13 protein-coding genes and 1 other RNA gene are annotated in these 15,340 nt (G+C 55.1%); 10 read left to right on the forward strand and 4 right to left on the reverse strand.

Features of this window, described 5'->3' with window-relative positions; all coding sequences use genetic code 11:
* Positions 1 to 54 precede the first annotated feature (54 nt).
* Positions 55 to 2,424: a glycoside hydrolase family 3 N-terminal domain-containing protein gene (locus tag ACWWFX_RS11845; protein WP_473223873.1), complete on the forward strand. Its 2,370-nt coding sequence runs from the start codon at positions 55 to 57 to the stop codon at positions 2,422 to 2,424.
* Here ACWWFX_RS11845 and rprA read toward each other — a convergent pair.
* Together rprA and ydiK are read right to left on the reverse strand one after the other, a co-directional pair.
* Positions 2,424 to 2,531, reverse strand: an RNA gene (rprA, locus tag ACWWFX_RS11850) — antisense sRNA RprA. The two genes, ACWWFX_RS11845 and rprA, sit on opposite strands and share 1 nt — an antisense overlap.
* A gap of 169 nt (positions 2,532 to 2,700) precedes the next feature.
* Positions 2,701 to 3,822, reverse strand: coding sequence for an AI-2E family transporter YdiK (ydiK, locus tag ACWWFX_RS11855; RefSeq protein ID WP_276220013.1), 1,122 nt, complete (start codon positions 3,820 to 3,822; stop codon positions 2,701 to 2,703).
* A gap of 236 nt (positions 3,823 to 4,058) precedes the next feature.
* Between ydiK and ydiJ the strand changes: the two genes are divergently transcribed.
* Together ydiJ and menI are read left to right on the forward strand one after the other, a co-directional pair.
* Positions 4,059 to 7,115, forward strand: coding sequence for a D-2-hydroxyglutarate dehydrogenase YdiJ (gene ydiJ / locus ACWWFX_RS11860; protein ID WP_473223874.1), 3,057 nt, complete (start codon positions 4,059 to 4,061; stop codon positions 7,113 to 7,115).
* Positions 7,112 to 7,522 (forward strand): 1,4-dihydroxy-2-naphthoyl-CoA hydrolase, encoded by a 411-nt coding sequence (menI, locus tag ACWWFX_RS11865; protein WP_149462678.1) that lies wholly within the window; start codon positions 7,112 to 7,114, stop codon positions 7,520 to 7,522. The genes ydiJ and menI overlap by 4 nt, the downstream gene beginning before the upstream one ends.
* Positions 7,523 to 7,559: 37 nt before the next feature.
* Here the strand turns inward: menI and ACWWFX_RS11870 are convergent, their stop codons facing one another.
* Positions 7,560 to 7,751 (reverse strand): YegP family protein, encoded by a 192-nt coding sequence (locus ACWWFX_RS11870; protein WP_456145698.1) that lies wholly within the window; start codon positions 7,749 to 7,751, stop codon positions 7,560 to 7,562.
* A 372-nt stretch (positions 7,752 to 8,123) separates the two neighbouring features.
* On the opposite strand from ACWWFX_RS11870, the gene sufA reads away from it, so the two are divergent.
* From sufA to ldtE, 7 genes are all read left to right on the forward strand, one after another.
* Complete coding sequence (gene sufA / locus ACWWFX_RS11875) at positions 8,124 to 8,492, forward strand: Fe-S cluster assembly scaffold SufA (RefSeq protein ID WP_473223875.1); 369 nt, start codon at positions 8,124 to 8,126, stop codon at positions 8,490 to 8,492.
* A gap of 11 nt (positions 8,493 to 8,503) precedes the next feature.
* The gene (gene sufB / locus ACWWFX_RS11880) at positions 8,504 to 9,991 is read left to right on the forward strand and encodes a Fe-S cluster assembly protein SufB (protein ID WP_276220017.1); all 1,488 of its coding nucleotides are present in this window, start codon (positions 8,504 to 8,506) and stop codon (positions 9,989 to 9,991) included.
* A 16-nt stretch (positions 9,992 to 10,007) separates the two neighbouring features.
* Positions 10,008 to 10,754, forward strand: coding sequence for a Fe-S cluster assembly ATPase SufC (gene sufC, locus ACWWFX_RS11885; protein ID WP_276220018.1), 747 nt, complete (start codon positions 10,008 to 10,010; stop codon positions 10,752 to 10,754).
* A complete protein-coding gene (gene sufD / locus ACWWFX_RS11890) occupies positions 10,729 to 12,003 on the forward strand; it encodes a Fe-S cluster assembly protein SufD (protein WP_473223876.1) in 1,275 nt (424 codons plus the stop codon). Before sufC ends, sufD begins: the two co-directional genes overlap by 26 nt.
* Positions 12,000 to 13,220 carry a cysteine desulfurase SufS gene (gene sufS / locus ACWWFX_RS11895; protein ID WP_473223877.1) on the forward strand — a complete coding sequence of 407 codons (1,221 nt, stop codon included), beginning with the start codon at positions 12,000 to 12,002 and terminating at the stop codon, positions 13,218 to 13,220. Before sufD ends, sufS begins: the two co-directional genes overlap by 4 nt.
* A 12-nt stretch (positions 13,221 to 13,232) precedes the next feature.
* On the forward strand, positions 13,233 to 13,649 hold the full coding sequence (gene sufE, locus ACWWFX_RS11900) for a cysteine desulfuration protein SufE (protein ID WP_473223878.1): 417 nt from the start codon (positions 13,233 to 13,235) through the stop codon (positions 13,647 to 13,649).
* 103 nt (positions 13,650 to 13,752) lie between these two features.
* Positions 13,753 to 14,769: a L,D-transpeptidase LdtE gene (gene ldtE / locus ACWWFX_RS11905; RefSeq protein ID WP_473223879.1), complete on the forward strand. Its 1,017-nt coding sequence runs from the start codon at positions 13,753 to 13,755 to the stop codon at positions 14,767 to 14,769.
* Between the two features lie 63 nt (positions 14,770 to 14,832).
* On the opposite strand, the gene ACWWFX_RS11910 is transcribed toward ldtE, so the two are convergent.
* The gene (locus tag ACWWFX_RS11910) at positions 14,833 to 15,069 is read right to left on the reverse strand and encodes a major outer membrane lipoprotein (RefSeq protein WP_007374746.1); all 237 of its coding nucleotides are present in this window, start codon (positions 15,067 to 15,069) and stop codon (positions 14,833 to 14,835) included.
* Between the last annotated feature and the right edge of the window lie 271 nt (positions 15,070 to 15,340).

A 15,340-nucleotide genomic window follows, 5' to 3' on the forward strand; every position in this document is an offset into this window, starting at 1 on the left:
GTCACGGTAGCGCTTCTGAATACTGGTTTTACTCAACCTGTTCAGGAGAAGGCTATGACCCCCATTTATAAAGATCCCCAGTATCCTGTGAACGCGCGTGTTGCCGACCTGCTGGCACGCATGACCCCCGAAGAAAAATTTGCCCAGATGCATGCCTACTGGCTGGTACTGTCTGAAGACGGTCAGCACCGGGAAAGAAGTGATATGAGCGATGAATTTTCCGGCGTCAGCGAGCAGGCATCGCTGGGCGAGCGTTTAATGTTGGGCGTCGGTCAAATCACGCGCCCGCTGGGTACGCATATTGTGGATGCGAAAACGGGCGTGCGGGCGGCTAATCGCCTGCAAAAAATGTTGATGGAAGAGACACGTCTTGGCATTCCGGCTCTGTTCCATGAAGAGTGTCTGGTGGGCTTGTTGTGCAAAGACGCGACTTTATTTCCCTCCTCGCTGAATTACGGTTCCACATGGGAGCCTGAACTGGTCAGGCGCGCCGCGCAGCAGATTGGCGAAGAAGCGCGAACAACGGGTTGTAAACAGGGGCTGGCACCGGTGCTGGATGTGTCGCGCGATGTGCGCTGGGGGCGTACCGAAGAGACGTTTGGCGAAGACCCGTGGCTGGTGGGCGTGATGGCCTGCGCGTATGTTGATGGCCTACAGGGTGAAAAACGTGACGTGCTGGCGACGCTTAAGCACTATGTCGGCCATTCCTTTAGCGAAGGCGCGCGTAATCATGCGCCAGTGCATCTGGGTTTTCGCGAGCTCAACGATACCTTCCTGTTGCCTTTCGAAATGGCAGTTAAACTGGCGAACGCGGGTTCGGTGATGCCCGCGTATCACGATATCGATAATCAACCGGGGCACAGCGATGCCTTCCTGCTGACCACGTTGCTGCGGGAACGCTGGGGGTTTGATGGCATCGTGGTGGCGGACTACGGTGGCGTTAGCCTGTTGCATCAGCATCATGGCGTCAGTGAAGATGCCGCGCACTCGGCGGCACTGGCATTTAATGCCGGGCTGGACGTTGAGCTGCCAAAAGATGATTGCGCGCGTCATCTGGCGCAAGCGCTGGAACGCGGGCTGATCAGCATGGCGAAAATTGATGAGATCGTCGCGCGGTTGCTCACCGAAAAATTCCGTCTGGGGCTCTTCGAGCATCCGTACACCGACGAAAGCGCCATTTCACTCCAGTCGCCCGCTACGCGTCAGGTGGCAAGAGAGGTCGCCACGCGGTCAATTACGCTACTGGAAAATCGTAACATTCTGCCGCTGGCAGGGAAACCTCGCGTGGCGGTCGTGGGGCCGACGGCGGACGATCCGCTGGCGTTGTTGAGCGGCTACAGTTTTCCGGTGCATCTGATTATCAGCGATATGGTGGATAACACGGCGCAGGTCACTACACCGCTGGCGGCGCTGCGCAGCTATCTGGGTGAGGATAACGTTCGTTACGCCAAAGGTTGCCACATCATCAAAGAACGCCTGGCCGGTGCACCGGTGTTCCCGGGGGACAGTTCAGGTAAGCCGATGCAATCATCCCCGGTCTCTCTCGACATCTCGCTGATTGACGATGCGGTAAACGCGGCGCTGGAAAGTGAGGTGGTGATTGCCTGCGTGGGCGATCTCGCCGGGCTGTTCCAGAGCGGAACCGTAGGCGAGGGGTCAGACACCGATAGTTTACATCTGCCGGGCGTGCAGCAACAGCTGCTGGAAGCGCTGGTGGCGACCGGGAAACCGGTGATAGTGGTGATGACGGGCGGACGCCCCTATAACCTGCAAGGGCTGGAGTCGAAAGTGGCGGCGTTTATGCTGGCATGGGCGCCGGGCCAGGAGGGCGGTTGGGCGATTGCCGATGTGCTGACCGGTCGTGCAGAACCTCAGGGCAGGCTGGTGGTAAGCGTGCCGAAAAGTGCCGGAGCGATGCCGTTTTACTACAACCATAAGCTGAAAAGCGGCGGCACGCCGTTCGCCTTCCATTTTGGTGCGCTGTATCCGTTTGGCTACGGTCTGAGCTGGACTACGTTCGATTATGGCTCGCCGATGTTGCAGAGCGACAACGTGGATATTCATGGCGATGTTACGCTTAGCGTGACGGTAAGAAACAGCGGCGAGCGCAGCGGCAGTGAAGTGGTGCAAGTGTATGTGCGCGACAACATCGCCTCAATGGTCAGGCCGCTCCAGGAACTGAAAGCGTTCCAGCGTGTGGCACTGGTGCCAGGCGAGTCGGCCACGCTCACGTTCACGATACCTGTGGATATGCTCAATTTCACCAGCTATCAGGGGCAACGCATCGTTGAGCCCGGTGAGTTTGAGTTCCAGATTGGCCGATCGTCGGCGGATATTCAGGGGCGGGTAACGGTCAATGTCACCGGCGAGACGCGGGTTCTGCCCGAAATGTGGCGCATGATGAGTCGGTGTGATGTGAAGTGATAAAAAAAAGCCCATCGTGGGAGATGGGCAAAGACTACACACAGCAATTCATTGTTTCACTCAGGGGATTTCCATGCTTATAAATCAAGCTGTTGATTTATAACCGTGTCCTAATAGTAGGCATGCGACATTTTCACGTCGATCGGATTCGTCTCAATAGTTAAAATAGTGTGAATGATTTTTAGTTAAGACAGGTGCGGATGCCATCATTTGATGGCATCCGTTAACATAACAACGGTTTATTGATAAGAAATGCTTAAGTGGGGGGCGGGAAAATTACTCTTTCTTCTCTCCGCTCATATCAAACTGTTGCAACTCTTCCAGAACCTGGTCCGGGTCGGTTGTCGGCGGGGGCACTTCATGCATCCACGCATCAAACAGACGCCAGGAGACCGCCAGCACCACAGGGCCAATAAACAGGCCAATCATGCCGAATGCCACCAGACCACCGATAACGCCAGACAGAATCAGAATCATCGGCAGATCGGCACCCATGCGAATCAGCACCGGACGGATAAAGTTATCCATGGTGCCTACCACGCAGCTCCACACCAGCAGCACGGTGCCCCAGGTGGTATCGCCGGTCCAGTAGAGCCAGATGATTGACGGTATCAGTACGATCAGCGGCCCAAGCTGTACCAGACAGGAAAATATCATCACGACCGTGAGCAGCGTGGCATACGGTACGCCAGTGATGGCAAGGCCGATACCGCCAAGAATCGCCTGCGTTAACGCGGTGACCACCACGCCCAGCGCGACGGCGCGAATGGCCTGGCCTGCCAGCAACACGGCGGCATCACCACGTTTTGACGCCAGACGAGTCGCGAAGTAGCGAATGCCAAAGGCGACTTTTTCGCCCTGCCAGTAGAGCAGCGCGCTGAATAACAGCATCAATCCGCAGTGCAGCAGGAAACGGCCAATGTGCGCCGCCTGGCCGACAAACCACGTGGTGGTGGTGCCGATATAGGGGCGGACCTTGGTCATAATCGCGCTGCCGCCCATATCCAGCAGGCTGTGCCAGCCCTGATAAAGCTTCGCGCCTATAAACGGAATACTGTTCAACCACGCGAGGTCGGGCAGTTCCAGCGTGCCAGAGGTGATGTCATGCACCAGCGGCGCGCTGCCGTCGACGACGCTATTGACCAGCAAGGCGATGGGAATAACGAACAGTAAAAAAAGCAACAGTGTCATCACCAGAACCGCCAGGCCCCGGCGGCCAAAAAGCATGCGTTGCAAACGAAGCAGTACCGGCCAGGTGGCAATAACGATCGTCGCCGCCCAGGCGAAGCCCAGAATAAACGGCTGAATAATCCATAAACAAGCGATGATCATCAGAGCCAAAAACAGCACCGATAGCAGTATTTGCGGTATATCGCGAGGACGTTGAAGCGTACTCATATATCAAATTTACCTTCTTCTGTGCGCCAGAACGCTGGCGCGGCGTAAACCCTTTTATTGATAATAATATCAATCTATTTAAGTGGCCGATTTTGCACTTAAATCTACCGGGCGCATAAGAAAAAAATGTGATACAACGTTGAATGCACTACGCAAACGATTAAACATGCGCTTCCCGCCCATGGCGACGCTGCGCGTGTATAACAACACTAACTATTCAGACAGGGTCAAGCGTCATGATCCCACAGATTTCTCAGGCACCGGGCGTCGTTCAACTGGTGCTGAATTATTTGCAAGCACTGGAGCAACAAGGTTTTACTGGCGATACCGCCACGCGTTATGCCGACCGACTGACCATGGCGACCGATAACAGCGTTTATCAGCTGTTACCGGATGCGGTGGTGTTCCCGCGTTCAACGGCGGATGTGGCCCTGCTGGCCCGGCTGGCGGCTGAAGAGCGCTTTCAGTCGCTCATCTTCACCCCGCGCGGCGGCGGCACCGGCACTAACGGGCAGGCGCTAAACCAGGGCATCATCATTGATATGTCCCGCTATATGAATCGCATCATTGAAATCAATCCCGAAGAGGGTTGGGTGCGGGTCGAAGCCGGGGTTATCAAAGATCAGCTGAATCAATATCTCAAACCTTACGGCTATTTCTTCGCGCCGGAGCTCTCCACAAGTAACCGCGCGACGCTGGGCGGCATGATCAATACCGATGCCTCCGGGCAGGGCTCGCTGGTGTACGGCAAAACCTCCGATCACGTCTTAGGCGTGCGCGCCGTGTTACTGGGCGGCGATATTCTGGATACCCAACCCGTACCGGTGGCGCTGGCGGAAACGCTGGCGAAAGAGCAGTCCGCCTCCGGGCGTATTTACCGCACGGTATTTGAAGGGTGTCGCGCGAATCGTCAGCTCATCATCGATAAGTTCCCGAAACTTAATCGCTTCCTGACCGGTTACGATCTGCGACACGTCTTCAACGACGAGATGAGCGAGTTTGACTTAACCCGTATTCTCACCGGCTCAGAAGGTACACTGGCGTTTATTACCGAAGCGCGGTTGGATATTACTCCGCTGCCGAAGGTGCGTCGTCTGGTTAACATTAAGTACGACTCGTTCAACTCGGCGCTGCGCAATGCGCCGTTTATGGTGGAAGCCCGTGCGCTGTCGGTTGAAACGGTGGATTCTAAGGTCCTGAATCTGGCGCGGGAAGACATTGTCTGGCATTCGGTCAGTGAGCTGATCACCGATGTGCCCGATAAAGAGATGCTCGGCCTGAATATTGTCGAATTCGCCGGTGATGATGGCGCGCTGATTGAAGAGCAGGTCACATCGTTATGCCAACGTCTGGATACGCTTATCGCGAATCAGGAAGGTGGTGTGATTGGCTGGCAGCGCTGCAATGAGCTTGACGGCATCGAGCGCATCTACGCGATGCGTAAAAAGGCGGTTGGTCTGTTGGGCAATGCGAAAGGCGCAGCGAAACCGATTCCGTTTGCCGAAGATACCTGCGTGCCGCCGGAACATCTCGCGGATTACATCGTTGAATTTCGCGCGTTACTCGACAGCCACGGCCTGAGCTACGGCATGTTTGGCCATGTCGATGCCGGCGTGCTGCACGTGCGCCCGGCGCTGGATATGTGCGACCCGCAACAAGAGATTTTAATGAAGCAAATCTCCGATGATGTGGTGGCACTCACCGCGAAATACGGCGGTCTGCTGTGGGGCGAGCACGGGAAAGGCTTCCGCGCGGAATACAGCCCGGCCTTCTTCGGTGATGCGCTTTACGGCGAGCTGCGGAAGGTTAAAGCAGCGTTCGACCCGCTTAACCGCTTAAATCCTGGAAAAATCTGCCCGCCGGAAGGCGTGGATGCGCCGATGATGAAAGTGGATGCGGTGAAACGCGGCACTTTTGACCGGCAAATCCCGATTGCTGTGCGATCCTCATGGCGTGGGGCGATGGAGTGTAATGGCAACGGGTTATGTTTTAACTTCGATGCCAAAAGCCCGATGTGCCCGTCAATGAAGGTAACCAACGATCGTATTCATTCGCCGAAAGGGCGCGCCACGCTGGTGCGTGAATGGCTGCGTTTGTTGGCCGATCGTGGGGTCGATCCATTATTGCTGGAGAAAGAACTGCCGGGCAAACGCGCCAGCCTGCGTTCATTGATTGAGCGTACCCGCAACAGCTGGCACGCGCGTAAGGGAGAATACGATTTCTCCCACGAAGTGAAAGAGGCGATGTCGGGCTGTCTGGCCTGTAAAGCCTGTTCCACCCAATGCCCAATCAAAATTGATGTGCCGGATTTCCGCGCGCGTTTCTTACAGCTTTATCACACGCGTTATTTGCGTCCGGTACGCGATCATCTGGTGGCGACGGTTGAAAGTTATGCGCCGCTGATGGCGCGCGCGCCGAAAACCTTTAACTTCTTTATGAATCAACCGCTGGTACGCAAGCTGTCGGAAAAACACATTGGCATGATTGATTTGCCGATGCTTTCCGCGCCATCGTTACAAAAGCAGATGATCTCTCACCGTTCCGCCAATATGACGCTGGAACAGCTGGAAGCGCTAACACCCGAACAAAAAGCGATGACCGTGCTGGTGGTGCAGGATCCTTTCACCAGCTACTACGATGCGCAGGTGGTGGCCGACTTCATTCGTCTGATCGATAAGCTGGGCCTTCAACCTGTGCTGCTGCCGTTCTCACCCAATGGTAAAGCGCAGCATATTAAAGGTTTCGTCACCCGCTTTACCAAAACCGCACGTAAAACGGCGGATTACCTGAACCGTGTGGCGGAATTGGGCATTCCTATGGTGGGCGTCGATCCGGCGCTGGTGCTGTGTTATCGCGATGAATACAAGCAAGTGTTGGGCGATAAACGCGGTGATTTCAACGTCATGCTGGTCCATGAATGGCTGCCTCAGGCACTGGACGGTATCGATAGCCACGAATCCGGCGGCGAGCCCTGGTATCTGTTTGGGCACTGTACCGAGGTTACCGCACTGCCTTCCGCGCCAAAACAGTGGGCTACCATTTTTGCCCGGTTTGGCGCGAAGCTGGAAAACGTCAACGTCGGCTGCTGCGGGATGGCGGGAACCTATGGCCACGAAAAGAAAAACCACCAAAACTCGCTGGGGATTTATGCGCTATCATGGCAGCAGGCCATGCAACGCCTGCCGCGTAATCGCTGCCTGGCAACCGGATACTCATGTCGTAGTCAGGTGAAGCGCGTGGAAGGTAATGGCGTGCGCCATCCGTTACAGGCACTTCTGGAGATTATTGGATGATTTGGAGACGACAGACGACCCTCGATGCCCTGAATGCGATGAACGAAGGGACGATGATGGCGCTGCTGGATATTCGCTATGTTGCGTTAACCGATGATGCGCTGGAGGCGACGATGCCCGTTGACCATCGCACGCATCAGCCATTCGGTCTGTTACACGGTGGAGCGTCCGTTGTTCTGGCCGAGACACTGGGCTCAATGGCGGGCTATCTCTGTACCGAGGGCGATCAAAAAGTTGTCGGGCTGGAAATCAATGCCAACCATATCCGCTCGGTGCGTAGCGGCCGGGTTCGCGGCGTCTGTAAAGCGATCCACACCGGGCGTCGCAGCCAGGTGTGGCAAATCGAAATCTTCGATGAGGAAGGGCGCTTGTGTTGCACATCGCGCCTGACCACCGCCGTGGTGTAAAACAGATGCAAAAGGCCCAAATCCCTGGGCCTTTTGTTTATTGCGCCGTATCGTCTTTAATCGTTTCGCTCGCGCCGTTCTTCTGAACGGAGGCAATACCTTTCTTCGCCGCGTCCTTGCTTGAGTACATCTCACTGGTGGCGATGGTTTCGTGATTATCGGCCTTCAGTAAAAAATACCACGGCTGCGCAACGGCTTTTTCTGACTTCTTAAGCACATAATAACCCATGATTTCTCCCGATAGTTTTGAAGGGGTCATCAATGATTTAGGTCAGATTTGGCGATCCGGCAAGTTAGCGTACCGAGGATGTGAGCTGAAAGGCGCAGAGAGGCCGAAAAGCTATCAAATAAATAGGCATTAGCGATGCATGTTTTATTCATCAACCACTTCCAGTAATTACCTCTTCTTAATCTATTATTTTTCAAAGAGTTGTAAAAAATCATCTATCCCGGTTGCCCGCAGAATCAGGGTCTATGCTTATAAAAAGCCGCTGTAAAACAGGTCCGAAGGTAATACCCCTGTTGCAGATGGGTTGAAGTGATAATCATTATCACTAACATAGTGTTATGCCTTCGATGGCTTAACCGATGAGGTAGACCAATGGAAGTAGATACTGGAACGTTTGATCCGAATGATTTTGCCTGGCGTGGCCTGACGTTAACGCCCGCGGCAGCAACACAAATTCGCAATCTGGTCAGCAAACAACCAGGTATGCAGGGCGTGCGCCTCGGCGTGAAGCAGACCGGCTGTGCCGGATTTGGCTATGTGCTGGATACGGTAACCGAGCCCCATGCCGATGACCTGTTATTTGAGTCTGACTGCGCAAAACTGTGGGTGCCTCTTTCGGCGATGCCGTTTATCGACGGCACCGAAGTGGATTACGTGCGCGAAGGATTAAATCAGATATTTAAATTTCATAACCCGAAAGCGCAGAACGAATGCGGCTGCGGCGAAAGTTTTGGGGTATAGGCGGTACGATTATGACGCGCAATACTGAAGCAACTGACGATGTCAAAACCTGGACCGGCGGCCCGCTGAATTACAAAGAGGGCTTCTTCACCCAGTTAAAGACCGATGAACTGGCAAAAGGGATCAACGAAGAGGTGGTCCGTGCCATTTCGGCAAAACGCAACGAGCCCGAATGGATGCTCGAGTTTCGCCTGAATGCCTTCCACGCCTGGGAGCAGATGAAAGAGCCGCACTGGTTGAAAGCGAACTATGCTTCGCTCAATTATCAGGATTACAGCTACTACTCTGCGCCGTCCTGCGGTAACTGCGATGAAACCTGTGCCTCTGAGCCGGGCGCGGTGCAACAGACGGGCGCCAATACCTTCCTCACCGATGAAGTCGAAGCGGCGTTTAATCAGCTCGGCGTACCGGTGCGCGAAGGCAAAGAAGTGGCCGTCGATGCGATATTCGATTCGGTTTCTGTGGCCACCACCTATCGGGAAAAACTCTCTGAGCAGGGCATTATTTTCTGTTCGTTCGGCGAAGCAATCCACGATCACCCGGAACTGGTGAAACAGTATCTGGGCACGGTGGTGCCGTCGAACGATAACTTTTTTGCCGCGCTGAACGCGGCGGTGGCGTCAGATGGCACCTTCATCTACATCCCGAAAGGTGTGCGCTGCCCGATGGAGCTGTCGACCTATTTTCGAATTAACGCCGAAAAAACCGGTCAGTTTGAACGCACGATCCTGATTGCCGATGAAGGCAGCTATGTGAGCTACATCGAAGGGTGTTCCGCCCCGGTGCGTGAAAGTTATCAGCTGCACGCGGCGGTGGTGGAAGTCATCATCCACAAAGATGCGGAAGTGAAATACTCCACGGTACAAAACTGGTTCCCCGGCGATAACAACACCGGCGGGATCCTGAATTTTGTCACCAAGCGAGCCCTGTGCGAAGGCGAAAACAGCAAAATGTCATGGACCCAGTCAGAAACGGGTTCCGCCATTACCTGGAAATACCCGAGCTGCATTTTGCGCGGTGATAACTCGATTGGCGAGTTCTTCTCGGTGGCGCTGACCAGCGGACATCAGCAGGCCGATACCGGCACCAAAATGATCCACATCGGCAAAAACACCAAATCGACGATCATCTCGAAAGGGATCTCCGCCGGACACAGCCAGAACAGTTATCGCGGGCTGGTGAAAATCATGCCGACCGCGACCAATGCGCGTAATTTCACCCAGTGTGACTCGATGCTGATTGGCCCGGACTGCGGCGCGCACACCTTCCCGTATGTCGAATGCCGCAACAACAGCGCACAGCTGGAACATGAAGCCACCACCTCGCGTATCGGTGAAGATCAGCTGTTCTACTGCCTGCAACGCGGGATCAGCGAGGACGATGCGATCTCGATGATCGTTAACGGGTTCTGTAAGGACGTCTTCTCCGAGCTGCCGCTGGAGTTTGCCGTGGAAGCGCAAAAACTGCTGGCGATAAGCCTCGAACACAGCGTCGGATAAGGATTAAGGGATCTCTATGTTAAGTATTAAAGATTTACAGGTTGCCGTTGAAGAGAAAGAAATCCTGCGCGGCTTGAGCCTTGATGTAAAACCAGGGGAAGTGCACGCCATCATGGGGCCGAACGGCTCCGGGAAAAGTACGCTTTCCGCCACGCTCGCCGGACGCGAAGACTATGAAGTGACCGGCGGCGCGGTCACATTTAAGGGCAAAGACCTGCTGGAGCTCTCTCCTGAAGATCGGGCGGGGGAAGGTATCTTTATGGCCTTCCAGTATCCGGTGGAAATTCCGGGCGTCAGCAACCAATTTTTCCTGCAAACGGCGCTGAATGCGGTGCGTAAATACCGAGGCCTGGATGCGCTGGATCGTTTTGATTTTCAGGACCTGATGGAAGAGAAAATCAATCTGCTGAAAATGCCGCAGGATTTGCTCACCCGCTCGGTAAACGTCGGCTTCTCGGGCGGTGAGAAAAAGCGCAATGACATTTTGCAGATGGCGGTGCTTGAGCCAGAGCTGTGCATTCTGGATGAAACGGATTCCGGGCTGGATATCGACGCGCTGAAGATAGTGGCAGACGGCGTGAACTCCCTGCGTGACGGTAAACGGTCGTTCATTATTGTCACCCACTACCAGCGCATTCTCGACTACATCAAGCCGGATGTGGTGCATGTGCTTTATCAGGGGCGGATTGTGAAATCTGGCGACTTCACCCTGGTGAAACAACTGGAGGAGCAGGGCTATGGCTGGCTTACCGAACAGCAGTAACGCGCTGCAACAGTGGCATCATCTGTTCGAAGCGCAGGGCGAACAGCGTTCCCCTCAGGCGCGTGAACATCTGCAACAGGTGCTGCGCCTCGGGTTGCCCACGCGTAAAGATGAAGACTGGAAATACACCGCGCTGGATAGCCTGCTCAATAGCCAGTTTGTCGCGCCTCGGCTGACTACGCTTGAGGATATTGCGCCCGATTCGCTGGCCCTAACAGTGGATGCGTGGCGTCTGGTGTTTGTCGATGGTCAGTTTGCGCCTGGGCTGAGCGATGCGCTGGAAGAGAGCGGGTTTGAGGTCGCGGTGAATAACGTGCGTGAAGAGCTGCCTGCGGCGGTTAACGGCGAAGTTTTTCTGCATCTCAGCGAAAGCCTGGCGGCGACGGTGACGCATATTCGTGTCGCGCGCAATCAACGTCCGGCGAAACCGCTGCTGCTGATGCATATCACGCGGGGGCTGGTGGGCGAGGAGATGAACACCGCCCATTATCGCCACCACATTGCGCTGGAAACCGGGGCGGAGGCCACGGTGATAGAACATTACGTCAGCCTGAACGATCAACGCCACTTTACCGGGGCGCGATTCACCATGGACGTGGCGGACAATGCGCATCTGCATCATCTGAAGCTGGGCTTTGAAAACCCGCAGAGCTTCCACTTTGCCCATAACGACATACAACTGGGGCAGGACGCCAGCGCCCACAGCAGCAGTTTTCTGCTCGGCGCGGCGGTAACGCGACACCACACCAGCAGCCAGTTAAACGGTGAAAACACTACCTTACGCATGAACAGCCTGGCGATGCCGGTGAACACGGAAGTGTGCGATACCCGTACCTGGCTTGAGCACAACAAAGGCTATTGCAACAGCCGTCAGCTGCACAAAACCATCGTCAGCGATAAAGGCCGTGCGGTATTTAATGGCCTGATTAACGTGGCGAAACACGCCATCAAAACCGACGGGCAGATGACCAATAACAATCTGCTGCTGGGGCGACTGGCCGAGGCGGATACCAAACCGCAGCTGGAAATATATGCCGATGACGTCAAATGTAGCCACGGTGCCACGGTGGGGCGCATTGATGATGAACAGCTCTTTTATCTGCGTTCGCGCGGGATAAGCGATCGCGACGCGCGCAAAATTATTATCTACGCCTTTGCCGCCGAGTTGACGGAAGCCATCGCCAACGATGCGCTAAAACAGCAAGTCCTGACGCGAATCGGTCAGCGCTTGCCAGGGGGATCGCAATGACATTTTCCGTACAACAGGTGCGCGCCGACTTCCCGGTGTTAAGCCGGGAAGTGAACGGTCAACCGCTGGCGTATCTCGACTCCGCCGCCAGCGCGCAAAAACCGGAGCAGGTGATCCGCGCAGAGGCGGAGTTCTATCGTCACGGCTACGCGGCGGTGCATCGCGGCATTCATACGCTGAGCGCTGAAGCGACGCAGCGGATGGAAGAGGTGCGCCAGAAAGCGGCTAACTTCCTTAACGCGCGTTCCGCTGAAGAGCTGGTTTTCGTGCGCGGTACTACCGAAGGGATAAACCTGGTAGCCAACAGTTGGGGCAGTGACAATGTGCGTGCAGGCGACAACATTGTGATTACCGCGATGGAGCACCACGCCAATATCGTACCGTGGCAAATGCTTTGCGCCCGTACAGGTGCGGAACTGCGCGTGATCCCACTCAATGTCGATGGCACATTGCAAATGGATGTTGCGCCGACGCTGTTTGATGAGCGTACCCGGCTGCTGGCAGTGACCCAGGTGTCGAACGTGCTCGGAACAGAAAACCCGGTGGCGGCGCTTATCGCGCTGGCGCATCAATATGGCGCGAAAGCACTGATCGATGGCGCGCAGGCGGTGATGCATCACCCGGTCGATGTGCAGGCGCTGGACTGCGATTTTTACGCCTTTTCGGGCCACAAACTCTACGGGCCGACGGGGATCGGCGTGCTGTATGTGAAAGAAGAGATACTGCAGGCGATGCCGCCATGGGAAGGGGGCGGCTCGATGATTGCGACCGTCAGCCTGACGGAAGGCACGACCTGGGCGAAAGCCCCCTGGCGCTTCGAAGCGGGCACGCCGAATACGGGCGGCATAATTGGGCTTGGCGCGGCGTTCGATTACCTCAATGCGCTGGGCCTTGAAGCGGTTGGCGAGTATGAACAAACGCTGATGCATTACGCCCTGGCCGCGCTGGCAGACGTGCCCGATCTCCATCTTTATGGCCCGGCGGACAGACTGGGCGTCATCGCCTTTAACCTCGGCACACACCACGCCTATGACGTCGGCAGTTTCCTGGATAACTACGGGATTGCCGTGCGAACCGGGCATCATTGTGCGATGCCGCTGATGGCGTTTTATCAGGTGCCGGCAATGTGCCGGGCATCGCTGGCGATGTATAACACCTTTGAAGAGGTCGACCGCCTGGTGACGGGGCTGCGACGCATTCATCACTTATTGGGATAACAGGGAGGAACGATGGCTGCTTTACCGGATAAAGAGAAGCTGCTGCGTAATTTTGGCCGGTGCGCAAACTGGGAGGAGAAGTATCTCTACATTATCGAGCTGGGTCAGCGTCTCGCGCCGTTAAGCCCTGAGGCGCATAACCCGGAAAACAGTATTCAGGGCTGCCAGAGTCAGGTGTGGATTGTTGTTTCTCGCAATGCTGAGGGCATGGTCGAGTTACAGGGTGATAGCGATGCGGCCATCGTGAAGGGATTGATTGCCGTGGTGTTTATTCTCTACGACCAAATGACGCCGGACGATATTATCGCCTTCGACGTTCGCCCGTGGTTCAGCCAGATGGCGCTGACCCAACACCTCACGCCCTCGCGCTCGCAGGGGCTGGAAGCCATGATTCGCGCGATTCGCGCGCAAGTCGCTAACTTCAGCTAATATAATATAGACAGCTTTCATACAGTTACGCGAGGCAGGAACCGCCTCGCTGGCCGTTCTGCTTTCTGGCGGTTTGTCAGTGAATGTGAATAAGGAATCCCATATGAAGCGCGCGTCTCTTATAACTCTTAGCATCTTAGCGGCTCTTAGCGCTGTACATAGCGCCTGGGCTGTTGATTATCCGCTGCCTCCGGCCAACAGTCGTCTGATTGGTCAGAACCAAACCTACACGGTTCAGGAGAGCGATCGTAACTTACAGGCCATTGCGCGACGTTTCGATACGGCGGCGATGCTGCTTATTGAAGCCAATAACACCATGGCGCCAGTACCGAGACCGGGCACGGTCGTGACCATCCCATCGCAGATGCTGCTGCCGGATGCCCCGCGTGAAGGCATCATCGTCAATCTGGCCGAGCTGCGGCTTTACTACTTCCCACCGGGAGAAAATCAGGTACAGGTTTATCCGATTGGTATCGGCTTGCAGGGGCTCGAAACGCCGGAGATGACGACCCGCGTCGGGCAGAAGATCCCTAACCCAACCTGGACGCCTCCGGCAGGCATTCGCGCACGTTCTGCGGCGAAGGGGATTCATCTGCCTGCCGTGGTTCCCGCCGGGCCGAATAACCCGCTGGGGCGCTATGCGCTGCGTCTTGCATATGGCAACGGTGAATACCTGATTCATGGCACCAGCGCGCCGGACAGCGTCGGGCTGCGTGTGAGTTCGGGCTGTATTCGCATGAACGCGCCGGATATTAAAGCGTTGTTCAGCCAGGTTCGTAGCGGCACGCCGGTGCGAGTTATCAACGATCCGGTAAAATATTCGGTTGAGCCGAATGGCATGCGTTACGTTGAAGTGCATCGTCCGCTGTCGCAGAACCCGGAACAGGATACGCAGAATCTGAGCTTCACGCTCTCGTCTGACTTCACGCAGTTTGCACAACATGCTGATGTGCGCGAGGAGCAGCTTCAGAAGGCGTTGACGCGTCGGGCGGGGTATCCGGTCGCTGTGAGCGGAGAAAGTGGCGCAGCGCGTGCTACAGCGCCGTCATTATCGATGCAGAGTGGTCAGCGTGGTGATGCGGTGTCGGAAGGCGAGGTTTCAGGGACGGTAACGCAATAGCGATTGTTAAATCACAGGCAAAAAAAATGGCGCACAATGTGCGCCATTTTATTACCAGAACTCTTACTTACGGTAAGAGTGAGCCTGGTTGTCCAGACGCTGGTTAGCGCGAGCTGCGTCATCTTTAGCAGCCTGAACGTCGGAACGGATTGCGTTCACGTCGTTGCTCAGCTGGTCAACTTTAGCGTTCAGAGTCTGAACGTCAGAAGACAGCTGATCGATTTTAGCATTGCTGGAGCAACCTGCCAGCAGAGTAGAACCCAGGATTACCGCGCCCAGTACCAGTTTAGTACGATTCATTATAAATACCCTCTAGATTGAGTTAATCTCCATGTAGCGTTACAAGTATTACACAAACTTTTTTATCTTGAGAATATTTTTTTATCCGAAAACCCTTATTTTTGATCGTTCGCTCAAAGAAGCATCGACTTTCGCTCTGACGAAAGAAAAACTCTATGAAAACAGGGGAGTTCCATCGGATTCGTCTTAGATAATTTTAGTTTAAATAGTAAAATCCGATTTGCTTTTTTATTGAGCATGGTGATTAGACGTAATAAAAAAAGCGCCCCGA

Source organism: Pseudocitrobacter sp. 2023LY-00077 (genome assembly GCF_055796175.1).

Excerpts from the sequence above, each read along its gene's own strand:
- ACWWFX_RS11870 (WP_456145698.1), bottom strand. The coding sequence starts at position 7,751 with ATGGGTTATTATGTGCTTAAGAAGTCAGAAAAAGCCGTTGCGCAGCCG.
- menI (WP_149462678.1), top strand. The coding sequence starts at position 7,112 with ATGATTTGGAGACGACAGACGACCCTCGATGCCCTGAATGCGATGAAC.
- sufC (WP_276220018.1), top strand. The coding sequence starts at position 10,008 with ATGTTAAGTATTAAAGATTTACAGGTTGCCGTTGAAGAGAAAGAAATC.
- ydiK (WP_276220013.1), bottom strand. The coding sequence starts at position 3,822 with ATGAGTACGCTTCAACGTCCTCGCGATATACCGCAAATACTGCTATCG.
- sufD (WP_473223876.1), top strand. The coding sequence starts at position 10,729 with ATGGCTGGCTTACCGAACAGCAGTAACGCGCTGCAACAGTGGCATCAT.
- sufA (WP_473223875.1), top strand. The coding sequence starts at position 8,124 with ATGGAAGTAGATACTGGAACGTTTGATCCGAATGATTTTGCCTGGCGT.
- ydiJ (WP_473223874.1), top strand. The coding sequence starts at position 4,059 with ATGATCCCACAGATTTCTCAGGCACCGGGCGTCGTTCAACTGGTGCTG.
- ACWWFX_RS11910 (WP_007374746.1), bottom strand. The coding sequence starts at position 15,069 with ATGAATCGTACTAAACTGGTACTGGGCGCGGTAATCCTGGGTTCTACT.
- sufB (WP_276220017.1), top strand. The coding sequence starts at position 8,504 with ATGACGCGCAATACTGAAGCAACTGACGATGTCAAAACCTGGACCGGC.
- ACWWFX_RS11845 (WP_473223873.1), top strand. The coding sequence starts at position 55 with ATGACCCCCATTTATAAAGATCCCCAGTATCCTGTGAACGCGCGTGTT.
- sufS (WP_473223877.1), top strand. The coding sequence starts at position 12,000 with ATGACATTTTCCGTACAACAGGTGCGCGCCGACTTCCCGGTGTTAAGC.
- ldtE (WP_473223879.1), top strand. The coding sequence starts at position 13,753 with ATGAAGCGCGCGTCTCTTATAACTCTTAGCATCTTAGCGGCTCTTAGC.
- sufE (WP_473223878.1), top strand. The coding sequence starts at position 13,233 with ATGGCTGCTTTACCGGATAAAGAGAAGCTGCTGCGTAATTTTGGCCGG.